This window comes from Brevundimonas sp. GW821-FHT10A07, assembly GCF_059415785.1.
This window is the reverse complement of sequence record NZ_JBWKNX010000006.1, coordinates 1-15,776: the sequence shown is the minus strand read 5'-3', so window position 1 is coordinate 15,776 and position 15,776 is coordinate 1. Positions and strand designations below refer to the sequence as shown.

The window sequence follows — 15,776 nt, the reverse complement described above, 5'->3', positions numbered from 1 at the left end:
GGGCATTCGGATGCGGCTCAGTTTCCGCCGGAGGCTGCCTGGGCGAGGCTGTATGACGCCGCAGCGGCGACCAAGATCATCAGCAACCCGACGCCCAGCCAAACCATAGACGGGACGCGAATGCGGCGCTTGACGGGGAGTAGCTGCCCCGCGCCCAAGCCCGTCGTCAAACCAGCGAGGGTCCAAGGCGACAGGGCGGCTTGGTTTCCCGCCAGGATCAGGTTGAAGACGAAGAACACCCCGACAATCGCCAAAAGTCGGCCGCCAAATCTGATCAGGAAGAGCCTCCCCTCCTGCAACTGGCTAGTTTGAACAGGGTGGTGCGCCATCAACCCAAGATATCAGGCGCTGACCAGCAGGGAAAGTTGCCGCGCCGAAACCTCCCGGCCGCCTTCCTCGATCTCGCGATCCAGCAGGCGGGTGGGGTAGTCGCCGGTGAAATAGTGGTCGGTGTACTGGGGACGGGCGTTGTTGCGGCCCGTCTCGCCCATGGCGCGGTACAGGCCGTCGATCGACAGGAAGCCCAGCGAATCGACCTCCAGCAGTTCGCGCATTTCTTCCAGCGTCTTGTTGGCCGCCAGCAGCTGGGCGCGTTCCGGCATGTCGATGCCGTAGAAGTCGGGGAACAGGATCTGCGGGCTGGCCGAGCGCAGGTGGACTTCCTTGGCGCCGGCGGCGCGAACGGCGCGGACCAGTTTGACCGAGGTGGTGCCGCGCACGATGGAATCGTCGATCAGCACGACCCGCTTGCCTTCCAGCGCCGACTTGTTGGGGCTGTGCTTCATGCGCACGCCCTTCTGCCGGGCGCCCTGGCTGGGCTGGATGAAGGTGCGGCCCAGATAGTGGCTGCGGATGATGCCCATCTCGTAGGGAATGCCGCTCTCCTGAGCATAGCCCAGGGCCGCCGGCACGCCGGAGTCGGGCACCGGCACCACGATGTCGGCCTCGACGCCCCATTCGCGGGCCAGACCCCGGCCCATCTCCTTGCGGACCTCATAGACCGAGCAGCCGTTCACGACCGAATCCGGGCGCGAGAAATAGACGTATTCGAACAGGCAGGGACGGGCGGCGCGCGCCGGGAAGGGTTTGATTGATTCCAGGCCGTTCTCGTCGATAACCACGACCTCGCCGTGTTCGACGTCGCGCACGAAGGTGGCGCCCATCATGTCCAGGGCGCAGGTCTCGGACGCCAGCACCCAGGCCTCGCCGACCTGGCCCAGCACCAGCGGGCGGATGCCCAGCGGGTCGCGGGCGCCGATCATCTTGTGACGGGTCTGGGCGACCAGGGCGTAGCCGCCCTCGATCCGCGCCAGGGCGTCGATGAAGCGGTCGACGATCTTGGCCTTACGGCTGCGGGCGATCAGGTGAAGGATGACTTCCGAGTCCGACGTCGACTGGAAGATGGCGCCTTCGCTGACCAGCTGGCCGTGCAGGAATTTGAAGTTGGTCAGATTGCCGTTGTGGGCGATGGCGATGCCGCCCTGATCCAGGTCGGCGAACATCGGCTGGATATTGCGCAGGAAGCTGCCGCCGGCGGTCGAATAGCGGGTGTGGCCCACGGCCGCGCGGCCGGGCATGCGGGTCATCAGGTCGGCGCCGCCGAAGGCCTCGCCCACCAGGCCCTGGTGGCGTTCGGTGTGGAAACGCTCGTCCTTGACGCTGGCGATGCCGCAGGCTTCCTGGCCGCGATGCTGCAGGGCGTGGAGGCCCAGGGCGACGATGGCCGAGCCTTCGTCCTCGTCCGCCCCCCAGACGCCGCAGACGCCGCACTCCAGCCGCAGCTGGTCGTCCTCCGGCTCGCGCCAGTGCTCGCGGTGGACGACAGGATCGGCGATATGGTGGCGCATCGTGGGGCTCCGATGACCGGGGGAAACTTAAGGGGCGGCTTCGCGCGGCGAGTTAGTCTCGGATTGCGTCCGAGGCAAGGCTTCGTCGTTCGAAAACCCTTTGCGCACGGATGAATCGACCACGGGCGTGATCGCATCGGCGCCCCGCCCGATGCCGGGCAGGATGATCTGGATGGCGCGGGCGCCTACGGCGCTGACCTTGTACAGGGCCGCTTCGCTCAGCCAGCGCGGCGTCCGTTCGCCCGGCATGGCCGCGACGATGACCAGATGGACGGCCCCCAGCAGCACCAGGGCCCGGCCCGCGCCGACGAAGACGCCGATGAACCGGTCGATCCCGCCCAGCTGCGGATGCGCCTGCGCCCGCTTCGACAGGAAGGAGCCGAACAGCCGGACGCCGAAATAGACGATGAAGAAGGCGACCACCGCCGCCAGTACGGTCCCCGCCCAGTCCGGATTGACCAGGGCGCGCCCCAGGATCGCCGTCCACGGCAGGGTCACCAGCGCCACCAGCGCGGCCAGCAGCGCGCTGAGCAGGGTGATGATCTCGCGCACGCCCCCACGCACCCAGCCGGCGGCGGCGGAGAACAGGATCACCACGATGGCGAAGACGTCGTAACCGGTCACTCAGGGGTCCAGCGGCTGTTGCGTGCGTCTAATAGCGGTTTTGCGAGATTCGTTCGACCACATCCGTCAAACGCGTCGCCGACGTCACCTTGACCCCCTTGGTCTTGCCGCCGTTCTGGGCCAGGGGCGGGCAGAGCACATGTTCAAAGCCCAGTTTCTGGGCCTCCCGAACCCGCGCCTCGGCCCGGCCGACGCTGCGGACCTCGCCCGACAGGCCGATCTCGCCGAACACGACGCAGCCCTGGGGCAGGGGCATGTCCAGGGCGGAGCTGATCAGGGCCGCCGCCGCCGCGAGGTCGGCCGCCGGCTCGTTGATCCGCAGGCCGCCAGCGACGTTCAGATAGACGTCCTTGTCCCCGAACCCCAGACCGCACCGGGCCTCCAGCACCGCCAGCAGCATGGCCAGGCGACCGGAATCCCAGCCGACCACCGCCCGCCGCGGCGTGCCATAGGCGGACGGGGCCACCAGGGCCTGAATCTCGACCAGCACGGGCCGCGATCCCTCGATCCCCGCGAAGACCGCCGCGCCGGGCGCCCGGTCCTTGCTGTCGCCCAGGAACAGGGCTGACGGATTGGCGACTTCCCTCAGGCCGCTGTCGCCCATTTCGAACACCCCGATCTCGTCGGTGGCGCCGAACCGGTTCTTGCCGGCGCGCAGGATGCGGAACGGATAGCCGCGCTCGCCCTCGAAGGTCATGACCGCGTCGACCAGGTGTTCGACCACGCGCGGCCCCGCGACCTGGCCGTCCTTGGTGACATGCCCGACCAGAACCACCGCCACCCCTTGCGTCTTGGCCAGCCGCACCATCTCGCCGGCGCAGGCCCGGACCTGGGTGATCGAGCCCGGCCCGCTCTCGTGGACGTCGGACCACAGGGTCTGGATCGAATCGACGATGACGATGTCGAACTGTTCGCGCTTCAGCGTGCCCAGGATGTCGCGCAGCGCCGTCGCCGCCGCCAGATTGACCGGCGCCTGTTCCAGCCCCATCCGCTTGGCCCGCGCCCGGATCTGTTCGACCGCCTCCTCGCCCGAGATATAGGCGATGCGCGCGCCCCTCAGGGCCGCCTTGGCCGCCACCTCCAGCAACAGGGTCGACTTGCCCACACCCGGATCGCCGCTCAGCAGGATGGCCGAACCCGGCACCACGCCGCCGCCGCAGACCCGGTCGAACTCGGCCACGCCCGTGGTGATGCGGGGCGGTTCGGGGGTGTCGGACTGAAGCGTCTCGAACTGCAGGCCGCGCCCGCGCGCCGAGGCCGCCGCCGACGGCTTGATCGCGCCCGGCGGCGCCGACCGGCTCTCTTCCGTCAGGGTGTTCCACTGGCCGCACGACGCACACTGGCCCGACCATTTGCCGTGGACCGAGCCGCAGGACTGACAGACATAGAGGGCGGAATCGCGAGCCATGGGCATCCTTTAGCAGGCCGAAGGGCGGACGGACCGCCCAATCCGGTGGCCCTTTGCATCGTCGTCACGTCATTTCCGGTCGCAACCGCAACCTTTGCTGTAGTTCCGGGTTGAGATCGTGTCGCAAATGGCTTGCGTCGTTAGGTGACGTTACGTCAATATTCCGCTTCGCCCCCACTGTTTTACAGGCCCTTGTCCATGACCGAACCCTCCACCCCGTCGACGCAACCCGCCGTCGATCCGGCCCTGATCGCCCGGGTCAAGGGCATCATCCTGCAGCCGAAGACCGAATGGGCGCGCATCGACGACGAGTTCGCCACGACCCGCAGCCTGTTCACCCGTTACGCCATGATCCTGGCGGCCATCGGCCCGATCTGCAGCCTGATCGGCGGCCAGCTTCTGCCCCTGTTCGGCACGCCCATGTCGATCCTCGGCGCGCTTCTGGTCGCGGTGGTCAGCTATGGGCTGTCCCTGGTCGCCGTCTATCTGCTGGGCCTGATCATAAACGCCCTGGCCCCCAGTTTCGGCGGGGCCAGCGATCCGGTCCAGGCCATGAAGGTGGCGGTCTATTCCTATACGGCCATGTGGCTGGTCGGGGTCTTCGGCCTGATCCCGATGCTGGGCGTCCTGGCCATCCTGGGCCTGTACAGCTTCTATCTGCTGTACCTGGGTCTGCCGATGCTGATGAAGGTCCCGGCGGACAAGGCGGTCGGCTATTTCATCGTCACGGTGATCCTGGGCCTGGTCATGACCTTCATCATCAACGCCATCGTCGGCATGATCGGCGCCAGTTTCGTGGTCGCCGGCGCCGGCATGGCGGCCATCACCGGCGGTTACTGACCGACATAGGCGCGGGGAACGCGGACGGTGACGGCGGTCAGCAGTTCATAGCTGATGGTCCCCGCCGCCGCCGCCGCCGCATCGATGGGGCGATGCGCCCCGAACAGTTCGACCCGGTCGCCGACCGCGACCTCCAGCCCGGTCACATCGACCGTGCAGACATCCATCGAGATCCGGCCCAGCAGCGGCCGGGTCTCGCCTGCGACCCAGACCGCGCCGCGCGGCCCATAGGCGCGCAGGACCCCGTCGGCATAGCCCGCCGCGACCACAGCCGCCCGCATCGGTCGTTCGGCCACGAAACCGCGCGAATAGCCGACGCTCTCGCCCGCCCGCACGTCGCGCACCAGCAGGACCTCCGCCGTCAGGGCGGCGACGGGGGCGATCCGCTCGTCCGGCCGCCCCTCAGGTCCACCGCCGTACAGGCAGACGCCCGGCCGCACCGCGTCGAAGGCGAAATCCGGCCCCAGGAAACAGCCGCCCGAATTGGCGAAGGACCGTGTCACGCCCGGATAGCGTTCAACCACGCCCGCGAACCGGTCACGCTGGCGCTGGTTCATCGGCTGGTCCGGTTCGTCGCCGCAGGCCAGGTGGCTCATGACCAGGCTCAGCCCGTCAAAGGCCTCGGGCGCATCCTCCGGCCGGAAGCCCAGCCGGTTCAGGCCGGTGTCGATCTGAATGCCGCAGGCTCCGACGCCGGCCTCGGCCCAGGCCTTCATCTGCGCCGGCTGGTTCAGCACGGGCCGCAGGTCCGCCGCCTTCAACAGCCCCGCCGCCTCGCCGTGACAGCCGTCCAGCACATAGAGGACGGGTTCCGGGCCCAGCGCCGTCCGCAGGGCTGCGCCTTCGCCGGCCCGCGCCACGAAAAAGGTCCGCGCCCCTTCCGCCATCAAACGTTTCGCACAGGCCTCGGCCCCCAAGCCATAGGCGTCGGCCTTGACCACCGGATGCACCGGCACGCCGGTCACGGCCTCCAGGGTGTGGAAATTGCGGGCGAGCGCGTTCAGATCGACGGACAGCAGGGCGGGGGAGGGCATGGCGGCCCTTATTGGCGCAACTTCCCGACGATGGAAGGCCTGACCCGATCAATCCTCGTCGCTGAACGGCGGCGGCAGTCGCCCGGACTTGAAGATGATGGTCGGCTGCTCGTCGTAATCGCCCATCTCGGTGTCCGCAGAGACCGAAAAGGCCACCACGCCCAGCCGCAGGGGCGCCATGCGCTCGGCCTTGCGCCGCGCCTCCTCGGCGTCTTTGCAGCCGACCTGCGGCTCGGCCTTCAGCCCCTTGCCGCGCCCCTGCACATAGGTCTGGAGAATATAGACGGTTTCAGTGGCCATCCGCACCCAAGGGGCCTGTTCGCGGCCCAGGTCAACCGCCGCCGTCTATTCGTAGCTGACTTCCTCATAGCCGTGCGCCAGGTTGCCGAACCGCACCGTCTCTGCGTCGAAGGCCAGTTTGACGATGCCGATGGGGCCGTGGCGTTGCTTGCCGATAACGACCTCGGCCTGGCCCTGAAGCCGGTCCATGTCCTGCTGCCATTGCAGGTGTTCCTCGGTGCCTTCGCGCGGCTCGGCCCGGCCCAGATAATAGCTCTCGCGATAGACGAACATCACGCAGTCGGCGTCCTGCTCGATCGAGCCGGATTCACGCAGGTCGGACAGTTGCGGCCGCTTGTCCTCGCGCTGCTCCACCTGACGCGACAGCTGCGACAGGGCGATGATCGGCACCGACAGCTCCTTGGCCAGGGCCTTCAGGCCGCCGGTGATCTCCGACACCTCCTGCACCCGGTTCTTCTGCCCGCCGCTGTCGCCGGTCGTGACCAGTTGCAGATAATCGACGATGATCAGGTCCAGCCCGTGCTCCATCCGCTTCAGCCGCCGCGCCCGGGCCGCCAGCTTCGACATGGACAGACCGCCGGTGGCGTCGATGTACAGGGGGCTCTCGCCGATCTCGACCGCTGCGTCGCGCAGCTTGCCGAAGTCGGTGGCGTCGATCTCGCCCTTGCGCAGCTTGTCGGACGACACGCCCGAGGCGTCGGCCAGGATCCGCATGGCCAGCTGTTCGGCGCTCATTTCCAGCGAATAGAAGGCCACCACCCCGCCGTTGACCGTCTTGCGGCCCTCCGGCGTCGGCTCCCACTGATAGGCGCGGGCCACATTGAAGGCCATGTTGGTCGCCAGCGCCGTCTTGCCCATCGACGGACGCCCGGCCAGGATCAGCAGGTCGGACGGGTGCAGCCCGCCCAGCTTCCGGTCCAGATCATTGAGCCCGGTCGCCAGCCCCGCCAGCTTGCCTTCGCGCTGATAGGCTTCGGCCGCCATCTGAACGGCGCCGGACAGGGCGTGGGAAAAGCTGACGAAACCGGACGACGGCTTGCCGGTCTCGGCCAGCGAATACAGGGTCTGTTCGGCCTGTTCGATCTGTTCGTCGGCGGGCGTCTCGGGATTGGGCGCCTCCTTGATGATCTCGCCGCCGATGCGGATCAGGTCGCGGCGCAGGGCCGTGTCATAGACCACCCGCGCATAGTCCGGGGCATTGGCCGCCGGCGGCGCCCGGTCCACCAGATCGGCGAAATAGCGCAGGCCGCCGAACTCCTGGAAGGCCGGATCCTGCTTGAACCGCTCCATCAGGATGGTCGGCTCGGCCAGCATGCCCTGGCGGATATGATCCTCGATCGCCTCGAACAGCCGCTGGTGGAAGGGTTCGTAGAAATGCTGGCCGCGCAGCCGGTCGCTCAGACGCTCGAACACGCCGTTGTCGAACATCAGCGCGCCCAGCAGCGCCTGTTCCGCCTCCAGATTGTGGGGCATCGAGCTGACGCCGCTGGAGTCCATCGGCGAGGACGAGAAGGGCATGGGGGCGAACGCGTTCATTGTCTTAACGCTCTAGCCCTGACACGCGCCTGCGTCAGTCGTGGACGTCGCTTCGACCGTGGACAGATCGTCCACCCTGTGGGCGAACGGGAATTCCTCAGTCGGGGCGATCAGGCGCCGGCGGTCAATACTGCCATGGCGAAGATCCAGAACGTCCATTTCAGCCCGATCGCCTGACAGGCCGCTCGACCGCGCGATACGGGGCGCTCCAGCAGATAGGCGCCGGTCACGACGCCCCATATCCAGCTTGAGACCGCCAATCCCAGCCAGCCGTTATTCCAATGGATTCCGATGACATAGACGGCGAAACCCGCTGCGACGCCCGGCCAGGCGCGTTTCAGGAACCGTTGCGACAGTTCTATCGGAACGAGGGTGAACAGCGCAACCTCGGCGGTCATCAGGGCCAGGCCCAGTGCGAACAGGGCGGCGGGATGAAGTCCCTCCGGCGTCTGCACGGCGTCGACCTCATCCGGCCCCAGAATCAGCCCGAGCCCGGTCAAGCCGCCCACTATCAGCAGCGCGCCTCCGATGAATATGATCGCGGATCGAAGCGCGGACGTTCGCACCGTCCTGCCTTGGGTCATGCGGGGCAGGGATATTTCTCGGCCATCCACTCACGCACGGCCTGGGTCGTGCTGATGCCGCGCCGCTCGGCGGGGATGGCGTTGAACCGGGCCAGAATGGCGTCGGCTGACAGGCCGACCTTGTCCGGCATACAGGTGGCCGAGCGGCGACCGGCCGCTGTGGCCGCCGTCTGTTCCGCGCGCACCGTCTGCACTGCCCCGCGAAACTCGCCCATCAGCCGCCGGGTGTCGGACCGCAACAGGGCGGTGGGGTTGCGGGGAATGCCGTTCGCCGTCGTCAGAAACTCCTGCACCGTCATGGCGCGCGCCGTCCCGGCCACGAGCGACAGGGCCAAGGCCCCCGCGATGATTCTGGTCTTCATTGATCCCCTCCGAACAAGAGGGCCAGATTGAGCGGCGATATGTGGCGCAACGGCGGCGCGAATCTCGTGTGGTTCTGAAGCTTCGGTAATGTTTCCGCTCGGCATTCTCATCACGAAAAAGGAGCGCTCCGGCGAGCGCCCCTTTCGTTGCTCCAGATTGGATCAGAAGCTGTAGCTGAGTCGCGCGTACAGGAACCGACCGTTGAAGCCGAACGGCGAATAGCTGGGGAAGCCCACCGACCCGGTCGCCCCGTTCAGGGCCGCCGGCGTATATTCCGGATACTCGTCGAACAGGTTGTTCACCCCCACCGCAAGACCGACCCCGTATGGGAACTGATAGCGGCCTTCCAGATCGATCAGGGTCTTGTCGCCGGTCTCGTAGTCCAGGCTGGCGGCGTTGTTGGCGACCAGGACGCTGGCGTAATAGGTCGCCTTGGCCGACACGCCGAAACCGCCCAGGCTCCAGTCGATCCCGCCGACCACCTTGGTCTTGGGCGTGCCCTTCTCGAACGCCAGGATGTTGGACCGGTCGAACAGGAAGAAATCCGACGTCGGAATGCCGATGGAGGGCGTCTCCGGCGTCTTGTCCACCGTCGTCTCGTTGTAGTTTCCGGCCAGGGTGAAATCGAACCGGCCGAGCGTGTCTGTCGGCAGGCGACACCGACCGACCACGTCGATTCCCTTGGTCGTCGTGTCGACGCCGTTCAGGAAGAAGCGGGCGGCGCTGACGCCGAAGGGCGCCAGCAGGGTCTGGACCGCCGTGGTGGTCGCTGCCGACTGGCTGGGGCGCGTCGTCCCCAGGCTCTCGGAATAGATGATCCGGTCTTCAAGCTCGATCTGATAAGCGTCGATGGTCAGTTCGAATCCGCCGGACCGGAACACCGCCCCCACCGAATAGTTGACCGAGGTCTCGGGCTCGAGCGGCTTGGAGCCGAGGGCCAGGGCTACGGGGTCGTCCACGCGGAAGGTGCCGGCCTGGATCAGGCTGGTCACGGGCAGGCCGCCGATCAACTGGGTCACCAGATTGGTGGCGGTATAGCTGAAATACTGCTGCTGCAGGGCCGGGGCGTGGAAGCCGGTGGAGACCGCGCCGCGCAGGGCGAAGGCCGGCGAGAAGTCGTAGCGCGCCGAGACCTTGCCGGTGAACTGGTCGCCGAAATCGGAATAGTCTTCGTAACGGCCGGCCACGCCGACCGTCAGCCCCTGGGTCAGCTTGCCTTCCAGATCGACATAGGCGCTCCAGTTGTTGCGGTCCTCGTCCGCCGCATTGGCCGGCGAGAAGCCGGGGAAGCCCTGGGCTCCGCCGCCGCCGGCGCTGGGTCCGCGATTGTAGGAGGCGGGCTCACCGGCATAGACCTCGAAACGCTCGGTCCGGTATTCGACCCCGAAGGCCAGATTGACCGGTTCGATCAGCCCGAACTCCAGCGGCCTGACGCCATCGACGCCCAGCGTCAGTTGGTCGTACTTCAGCCCCCCGGCCTCGAACTCCTGCTGCGACGCCGCGCCATACGAAGCGTTCAGCGAGTTGGTGACGCGATAGTCCAGCACATTTCGCCCGTAACCGACCGAGACGTCCCAATCGATCCCGGCCGCCTCGCCCTTGACCCCGCCGTACAGGTTGTAGTCGACGATCTGGGTGTTGATCAGCGGCAGGAAGCCGTTGGGATAGATGGCCAGGACATTGTTGGCGTTGTTGTAGGCGCGGGCGGTCGCGCCGGATTCGCTTTCCTTGTGTTGGATGCCGCCGAAGGCATAGGTCTCCCAGTCGGCGTTGATCGGCTTGCCGGCGTTGAACCACAGCGACTGTGACTCCACCGCCGGATCGCCGAACCGGCCCAGAACCGTGTTCGTCGACGTATTGCCGACCACGGCCGACGGCGCGGCGTAGTCCGAACGGTTGGTCGGATCGCGTTTCTGCAGTTCGCCCGACACGGTGACGAACCCGTCCTCGCCCAACGGCAGGCCGATCCAGCCGGCCAGGGACGTCTGTTCGCCGTCCGTGGCCTCGTGCGATCCGCGCGCGGTGTCGTATTCGGTGTCGTAACGCCCATGGTTCAGCGTCAGTCCGCCGCCGTCGCGGGCCTGGCGCAGACGCAGGTTGATCACCCCGGCGATGGCGTCGGAGCCGTACTGGGCCGAGGCGCCGTCGCGCAGCACCTCGACGGAGCCCAGGGCGACCGAGGGAATGGTGTTCAGATCGAAGGCCGTGGATCCGCGTCCCAGGGCGCCGTTCACATTAACCAAGGCGCCGACGTGGCCCCGCTGTCCGTTGATCAGCACCAGGGTCTGGTCAGGGGCCAGACCGCGCAGGGTCGCCGGCCGGACGTGGTCGGAACCGTCCGAGATGGCGGGGCGGGGGAAGTTGATCGACGGAGCGGCGGCGGCCAGGGCGGCGGCGGTCTCCGTGCCCGTCCCGCTGCGGGTCAGGGTCTCGCCGGTGATCACGTCCACGGGGGCGATCGTGTCCAGGCGGGTTCGACCTATGGCGCGGGTGCCTGTCACCACGATCTCGCCGATGTCGGCGGCGTCCTCCGCCGGTGTCGCCTCCTGGGCGAAGGCGAGCGGCGCGGACATCAGCGCGCTGGTGGAGACAAAGGCCAACAAGACGGAACGACCGGAATTCAGCTTCATGACTATCCCCAAACGACAGCGGCCTGTTGGGAGGGGCGGCGACCGGCCACGATTTCGACACCCGGGCCGGGATGAAAGGCGCAATAAATTGGTCGCACCGTCGACAAATCTCAGCCTTAGTTGAGAGTGTTCACCGCTATTTACGTCGGTCAAGAAAGGAGTTTGCGCAAACTCTCATCGCCGCACCAAACCTTCGCGGCTGTTGCAAACTTGTCATGAATTGCGTGAAGGCGCGCCCGGCCTCCTGCCGAGGGCCCGCGCAGCAAAAAGGGCGCGTCCCTTGCGGAACGCGCCCCTGATGTTTCCGGCGATCCGGCCTCGAAAGGCCGGCGGGATCAGGCTTCGTCGCCGAAGCCTTCCTGTTGACCGGCGCCGCCTTCGATCAGTTCCTGGGCCGATTGCTCGGCGGCCTGGCGCTCATCGTCGAACTGGCTGCGGATCACGTCCTCGCCCTTGGCTTGACGCTCGGCTTCATCCATCGAACGGGCGATGTTGATCTTGACCGATGCGCGGACCTCGGCGTGCAGGCGAACCGGCACTTCGTGGACGCCCAGGTTCTTGATCGCCGTGTTCAGGACGATTTGCGAACGCTCGACCTTGCCGCCTTCGGCCTGGATGGCCTCGGCGACGTCGCGGCCGGCGACCGAACCGTACAGGTGACCGGTTTCACCGGCCTGACGGATCATGATGTAGGTCTGGCCGTCGATCTTGTCGGCGACCTTCTGTGCATCGGCCTTGTTCTTCTCGTTGCGTTGCTCGATGGCGACGCGGTCGAGTTCGAACGCCTTCAGGTTGGCGGCGGTGGCCCGGCGGGCCTTGTCGCGCGGCAGAAGGAAGTTACGGGCGAAGCCGTCCTTGACGGACACGACGTCGCCGATGGCGCCGAGATTCTCGACGCGTTCCAGCAGAACGACCTTCATCTTACTTCACCACATACGGCAGGAGGGCCAGATAGCGGGCGCGCTTGATGGCCTTGGCCAGTTCGCGCTGCTTCTTCTGGGAGACGGCGGTGATGCGCGAGGGCACGATCTTGCCGCGTTCGGAGACGTAACGCTGCAGCAGCTTCACGTCCTTGTAGTCGATCTTCGGCGCATTGGCGCCCGAGAACGGGCAGACCTTGCGGCGACGATAGAAGGGGCGGCGGCCGGCGGCGCCGGAGCCGGCCGGGGCGCCCGGGGTCGGGGCGGTGGTGTCGGTCATGTTCCGGTTTCCTTATTCGGCGTCAGCGGCGGCGTCGTCGCGCGGGGTGCGCTCGCGCTCACGCTCGCGTTCACGCTCGCGGCGGGCCAGCAGCGGCGACAGTTCCAGGTCGAGTTCCTCGACGCGGACGGTCAGCCAGCGCAGCACGTCTTCGTTGATGCCCAGCTGACGCTCGACTTCGGCCATGGCGGCCGGAGGGGCGTCGACGGCCAGCAGCGAATAGTGAGCCTTGCGGTTCTTCTTCACGCGGTACGTCAGGTTGCGCAGACCCCAGTACTCGATCTTGGCGACGGAACCGCCACCTTGCACGATCAGGTCCTTGATGGTGTCGTTCAGCGCTTCGGCCTGCTGCGCCGAGATATCCTGGCGCGTCATGACCGTGTGCTCGTAAAGAGCCATGCGGTAGTCTCCCTTGTGGGCGTCGGCGTGGAAACGACCGGGTAAGTCGATCCCCACGATGGCTCCTGGCGCGGCGGCCGGACCGAACGTCCAACCCTTTGGTGTTCCACGACAGGACCGAAGCCCTGGAAAGGCGGGGCCTATAGGGGAAAAGGGGGCGATGCGCAACATTTCTCCCTCCCCCGCGGGGGAGGGTGGTCGAGCCGCAGGCGAGACCGGGTGGGGAGGGCAGGGCGACCCATCACAGATCTGTCCCGATTCCGGCAGTGCGCCCCTGCCGGGCCGCCCCCGCCCCGTCGCTGCGCGACGCCCCTCCCCGGAGCGGGGAGGGAGAATTCCTTGTGACGTCCCGCGACCCCGCCTAAACCACCCCCATGCCGAAGTTGACGTCAGCGGTCGATCCGCAAAGCCCCAAATACAAGTCCCTGCACACGCACAACAGCGCCCTGGTCGCTGAACTTCGCGACCATGTGGCCCAGGCCGCGCGCGGCGGGTCCGACAAGTCGCGCGAACGACATGTGGCGCGCGGCAAGCTGTTGCCCCGCGACCGGGTCGAGCGGCTGCTGGATCCCGGCTCGCCCTTCCTGGAGATCGGCCAGCTGGCCGCCCACGCCATGTACGACGGCGAGGCCCCCGGCGCCGGCCTGATCACCGGAATCGGCCGCGTCTCGGACCGCGAGGTGATGATCGTCGCCAACGACCCGACGGTGAAGGGCGGCGCCTACTTCCCCATGACGGTGAAGAAGCATCTGCGCGCCCAGGAGATCGCCGAGCAGAACCGCCTGCCCTGCGTCTATCTGGTCGATTCCGGCGGGGCCAACCTGCCGCACCAGGCCGAGGTCTTCCCCGACCGCGACCATTTCGGCCGCATCTTCTTCAACCAGGCCCGGATGAGCGCCAAGGGCGTCGCCCAGATCGCCTGTGTCATGGGCCTGTCCACCGCCGGCGGCGCCTATGTGCCGGCCATGTCGGACGAGACGATCATCGTGCGCAACCAGGGCGCCATCTTCCTGGCCGGCCCGCCCCTGGTGAAGGCCGCCACCGGCGAGGTCATTTCGGCCGAGGAACTGGGCGGCGCCGAGACCCACGGCCGTCGCTCGGGCGTGGTCGACCATGTGGCCGAGAACGACGAACATGCGCTGGAGATCGTCCGCTCCATCGTCGCCAATCTGAACACGACCAAGTCCGTGGAGATGGACGTGCGCGAACCTCGCGCGCCGGCCTTTGCGGCCGAAGAGTTGTACGGCCTGATCCCCGACGACGTGCGCGCCCCCTATGACGTGCGCGAGGTCATCGCCCGCCTGGTGGACGGGTCCGAGTTCGACGAGTTCAAGAGCCTGTACGGCTCGACCCTGGTCTGCGGCTTCGCCCGCATCTGGGGCTATCCGGTCGCCATCCTGGCCAACAACGGCGTCATCTTCTCCGAAAGCGCCCAGAAGGGCGCCCACTTCATCGAGCTGGCCTGCAAGCGCAAGATTCCGCTGCTGTTCCTGCAGAACATCTCGGGCTTCATGGTCGGCGGCAAATATGAGGCCGGCGGCATCGCCAAGGACGGCGCCAAGCTGGTCACCGCCGTCGCCAGCGCCGAAGTGCCCAAGTTCACCGTCCTGATCGGCGGCAGTTTCGGCGCCGGAAACTACGGCATGTGCGGCCGCGCCTATTCTCCGCGCTTCCTCTTCACCTGGCCCAACAGCCGGATCGGCGTGATGGGCGGGGAACAGGCAGCGTCGGTGCTGGCCACCGTCCACCGCGACGCCGAGACCTGGAGCGCGGAAGACGCCGAGGCCTTCAAGGCCCCGATCCGCCAGAAGTACGAGGACGAGGGCAATCCCTATTACGCCACCGCCCGCCTGTGGGACGACGGCGTCATCGACCCGGCCCAGACCCGTGACATCCTGGGCCTGGCCATTTCCGCCAGCCTGAACGCCCCGATCCCGGAGACGACCTTCGGCCTGTTCCGGATGTAACCTATTCTTCCGCCCCCCGTTGCAACGCGGACCCTCAGTTTGGAGATGACCATGGCCGATCAACCCACCGACGCCGACCTCAACGCCCTGGACGTCACCGACGCCGAGGAAGCCGAGATCAACCGCATCGCCCATCCGCTGCTGGCCGACGCCGCGCCGGACGCCAATGACGACCTGGTGCGGATCGACGCCACCAGCGACGGGGTGGTCTTCATCACCCTGGACCGGCCCGAGAAGAAGAACGCCTTCGACGCCGCCACCATCGCCGCCCTGCATGAGGCGTTCGAGACACTGCACGGCGCCGACCACGTCCGCCTGGTCTTCATCCGCGGCGCGGGCGGGACCTTCAGCGCCGGGGCTGATCTGAACTGGATGCGCGACGCCGCCGACTGGTCCGAGGCCGACAATCGCGACGACGCCCTGGGCCTGGCGCGGATGCTGAAGGCCCTGCACGACGTCCCCGCCCTGACGGTCGCCCTGGTCGAGGGCGCGGCCATGGGCGGCGGGGCCGGCATCGTCGCCGCCTGCGACATGGCCGTGGCGGTCGAGGGCGCGCGTTTCGCCTTCTCCGAGGTCAAGCTGGGCCTGATCCCCGCGACCATCGCCCCCTATGTCATCGAGGCCATCGGCGCGCGCCGCGCGCGTCAGCTGTTCCTGACCGGCAACAGTTTCGACGCCGACTACGCCGCCCACGCCGGCCTGATCGACCTGGTCCTGCCCGAGGGGTCGGTGGACGAGTTCGTCGCCATGCTGACCGACAGCCTCAGCGGCAACGCCCCCGGCGCCATGGGCGAGGCCAAACGCCTGGTCAACGACATCGCCGGCCACAAGATCGACAGCGGCCTTTTGGACGACACCGCCAAACGCATCGCCCGCGCCCGCGTCTCCCCCGAGGGCCAGGAAGGCGTCCGCGCCTTCCTCGACAAGCGCAAACCCGACTGGGCGGTTTAGGGGCAGGGCAGGCCTCACAGGCCCCCTCCGTCTCGCCGGCTTCGCCGGCGATCCACCTCCCCCAAGGGGGGAGGAATGCGAGCACCGAAATCC

16 protein-coding genes are annotated in these 15,776 nt (G+C 67.4%); 3 read left to right on the top strand and 13 right to left on the bottom strand.

Going from position 1 to position 15,776, the window contains the following annotated elements; translation table 11 throughout:
* Positions 1 to 17 precede the first annotated feature (17 nt).
* The 4 genes from AC07NC_RS06255 to radA are packed head-to-tail and all read right to left on the bottom strand — an operon-like array spanning position 18 to position 3,879.
* On the bottom strand, positions 18 to 332 hold the full coding sequence (locus tag AC07NC_RS06255; protein ID WP_494568955.1) for a hypothetical protein: 315 nt from the start codon (positions 330 to 332) through the stop codon (positions 18 to 20).
* Between the two features lie 9 nt (positions 333 to 341).
* On the bottom strand, positions 342 to 1,847 hold the full coding sequence (gene purF / locus AC07NC_RS06250; RefSeq protein ID WP_008260342.1) for an amidophosphoribosyltransferase: 1,506 nt from the start codon (positions 1,845 to 1,847) through the stop codon (positions 342 to 344).
* A 27-nt stretch (positions 1,848 to 1,874) separates the two neighbouring features.
* Complete coding sequence (locus AC07NC_RS06245) at positions 1,875 to 2,471, bottom strand: CvpA family protein (RefSeq protein ID WP_008258948.1); 597 nt, start codon at positions 2,469 to 2,471, stop codon at positions 1,875 to 1,877.
* Positions 2,472 to 2,499: 28 nt separating this feature from the next.
* On the bottom strand, positions 2,500 to 3,879 hold the full coding sequence (radA, locus tag AC07NC_RS06240; RefSeq protein WP_035307418.1) for a DNA repair protein RadA: 1,380 nt from the start codon (positions 3,877 to 3,879) through the stop codon (positions 2,500 to 2,502).
* A gap of 198 nt (positions 3,880 to 4,077) precedes the next feature.
* Here radA and AC07NC_RS06235 point away from each other — a divergent pair, with 198 nt between their 5' ends.
* Positions 4,078 to 4,719 carry a Yip1 family protein gene (locus AC07NC_RS06235; RefSeq protein ID WP_494568954.1) on the top strand — a complete coding sequence of 214 codons (642 nt, stop codon included), beginning with the start codon at positions 4,078 to 4,080 and terminating at the stop codon, positions 4,717 to 4,719.
* On the opposite strand, the gene alr is transcribed toward AC07NC_RS06235, so the two are convergent.
* The 9 genes from alr to rpsF all read right to left on the bottom strand — a co-directional run bounded on the left by alr (position 4,713) and on the right by rpsF (position 12,765).
* Positions 4,713 to 5,753: an alanine racemase gene (gene alr, locus AC07NC_RS06230; protein WP_494568953.1), complete on the bottom strand. Its 1,041-nt coding sequence runs from the start codon at positions 5,751 to 5,753 to the stop codon at positions 4,713 to 4,715. The two genes, AC07NC_RS06235 and alr, sit on opposite strands and share 7 nt — an antisense overlap.
* A gap of 48 nt (positions 5,754 to 5,801) precedes the next feature.
* Complete coding sequence (locus AC07NC_RS06225; protein ID WP_494568952.1) at positions 5,802 to 6,053, bottom strand: hypothetical protein; 252 nt, start codon at positions 6,051 to 6,053, stop codon at positions 5,802 to 5,804.
* Between the two features lie 45 nt (positions 6,054 to 6,098).
* Positions 6,099 to 7,589: a replicative DNA helicase gene (locus AC07NC_RS06220; protein ID WP_035307425.1), complete on the bottom strand. Its 1,491-nt coding sequence runs from the start codon at positions 7,587 to 7,589 to the stop codon at positions 6,099 to 6,101.
* A gap of 110 nt (positions 7,590 to 7,699) precedes the next feature.
* The gene (locus tag AC07NC_RS06215; RefSeq protein ID WP_494568951.1) at positions 7,700 to 8,089 is read right to left on the bottom strand and encodes a hypothetical protein; all 390 of its coding nucleotides are present in this window, start codon (positions 8,087 to 8,089) and stop codon (positions 7,700 to 7,702) included.
* A gap of 80 nt (positions 8,090 to 8,169) precedes the next feature.
* A complete protein-coding gene (locus AC07NC_RS06210; protein ID WP_494568950.1) occupies positions 8,170 to 8,535 on the bottom strand; it encodes a hypothetical protein in 366 nt (121 codons plus the stop codon).
* 162 nt (positions 8,536 to 8,697) lie between these two features.
* Positions 8,698 to 11,166 (bottom strand): TonB-dependent receptor plug domain-containing protein, encoded by a 2,469-nt coding sequence (locus AC07NC_RS06205; protein ID WP_494568949.1) that lies wholly within the window; start codon positions 11,164 to 11,166, stop codon positions 8,698 to 8,700.
* Positions 11,167 to 11,501: 335 nt separating this feature from the next.
* Positions 11,502 to 12,086, bottom strand: a complete 585-nt coding sequence (rplI, locus tag AC07NC_RS06200; RefSeq protein WP_008261897.1) for a 50S ribosomal protein L9 — start codon at positions 12,084 to 12,086, stop codon at positions 11,502 to 11,504.
* Position 12,087: 1 nt separating this feature from the next.
* Positions 12,088 to 12,366: a 30S ribosomal protein S18 gene (rpsR, locus tag AC07NC_RS06195; protein ID WP_008259463.1), complete on the bottom strand. Its 279-nt coding sequence runs from the start codon at positions 12,364 to 12,366 to the stop codon at positions 12,088 to 12,090.
* A 12-nt stretch (positions 12,367 to 12,378) separates the two neighbouring features.
* Positions 12,379 to 12,765 carry a 30S ribosomal protein S6 gene (gene rpsF / locus AC07NC_RS06190; RefSeq protein ID WP_040349448.1) on the bottom strand — a complete coding sequence of 129 codons (387 nt, stop codon included), beginning with the start codon at positions 12,763 to 12,765 and terminating at the stop codon, positions 12,379 to 12,381.
* A gap of 374 nt (positions 12,766 to 13,139) precedes the next feature.
* On the opposite strand from rpsF, the gene AC07NC_RS06185 reads away from it, so the two are divergent.
* Complete coding sequence (locus AC07NC_RS06185) at positions 13,140 to 14,732, top strand: carboxyl transferase domain-containing protein (protein WP_494568948.1); 1,593 nt, start codon at positions 13,140 to 13,142, stop codon at positions 14,730 to 14,732.
* Between the two features lie 51 nt (positions 14,733 to 14,783).
* Positions 14,784 to 15,683 (top strand): enoyl-CoA hydratase-related protein, encoded by a 900-nt coding sequence (locus tag AC07NC_RS06180; protein ID WP_040350026.1) that lies wholly within the window; start codon positions 14,784 to 14,786, stop codon positions 15,681 to 15,683.
* The last annotated feature ends 93 nt before the right edge of the window (positions 15,684 to 15,776 follow it).

Excerpts from the sequence above, each read along its gene's own strand:
- purF (WP_008260342.1), bottom strand. The coding sequence starts at position 1,847 with ATGCGCCACCATATCGCCGATCCTGTCGTCCACCGCGAGCACTGGCGC.
- radA (WP_035307418.1), bottom strand. The coding sequence starts at position 3,879 with ATGGCTCGCGATTCCGCCCTCTATGTCTGTCAGTCCTGCGGCTCGGTC.
- AC07NC_RS06235 (WP_494568954.1), top strand. The coding sequence starts at position 4,078 with ATGACCGAACCCTCCACCCCGTCGACGCAACCCGCCGTCGATCCGGCC.
- alr (WP_494568953.1), bottom strand. The coding sequence starts at position 5,753 with ATGCCCTCCCCCGCCCTGCTGTCCGTCGATCTGAACGCGCTCGCCCGC.
- AC07NC_RS06225 (WP_494568952.1), bottom strand. The coding sequence starts at position 6,053 with ATGGCCACTGAAACCGTCTATATTCTCCAGACCTATGTGCAGGGGCGC.
- AC07NC_RS06220 (WP_035307425.1), bottom strand. The coding sequence starts at position 7,589 with ATGAACGCGTTCGCCCCCATGCCCTTCTCGTCCTCGCCGATGGACTCC.
- AC07NC_RS06210 (WP_494568950.1), bottom strand. The coding sequence starts at position 8,535 with ATGAAGACCAGAATCATCGCGGGGGCCTTGGCCCTGTCGCTCGTGGCC.
- AC07NC_RS06205 (WP_494568949.1), bottom strand. The coding sequence starts at position 11,166 with ATGAAGCTGAATTCCGGTCGTTCCGTCTTGTTGGCCTTTGTCTCCACC.
- rplI (WP_008261897.1), bottom strand. The coding sequence starts at position 12,086 with ATGAAGGTCGTTCTGCTGGAACGCGTCGAGAATCTCGGCGCCATCGGC.
- rpsR (WP_008259463.1), bottom strand. The coding sequence starts at position 12,366 with ATGACCGACACCACCGCCCCGACCCCGGGCGCCCCGGCCGGCTCCGGC.
- rpsF (WP_040349448.1), bottom strand. The coding sequence starts at position 12,765 with ATGGCTCTTTACGAGCACACGGTCATGACGCGCCAGGATATCTCGGCG.
- AC07NC_RS06185 (WP_494568948.1), top strand. The coding sequence starts at position 13,140 with ATGCCGAAGTTGACGTCAGCGGTCGATCCGCAAAGCCCCAAATACAAG.
- AC07NC_RS06180 (WP_040350026.1), top strand. The coding sequence starts at position 14,784 with ATGGCCGATCAACCCACCGACGCCGACCTCAACGCCCTGGACGTCACC.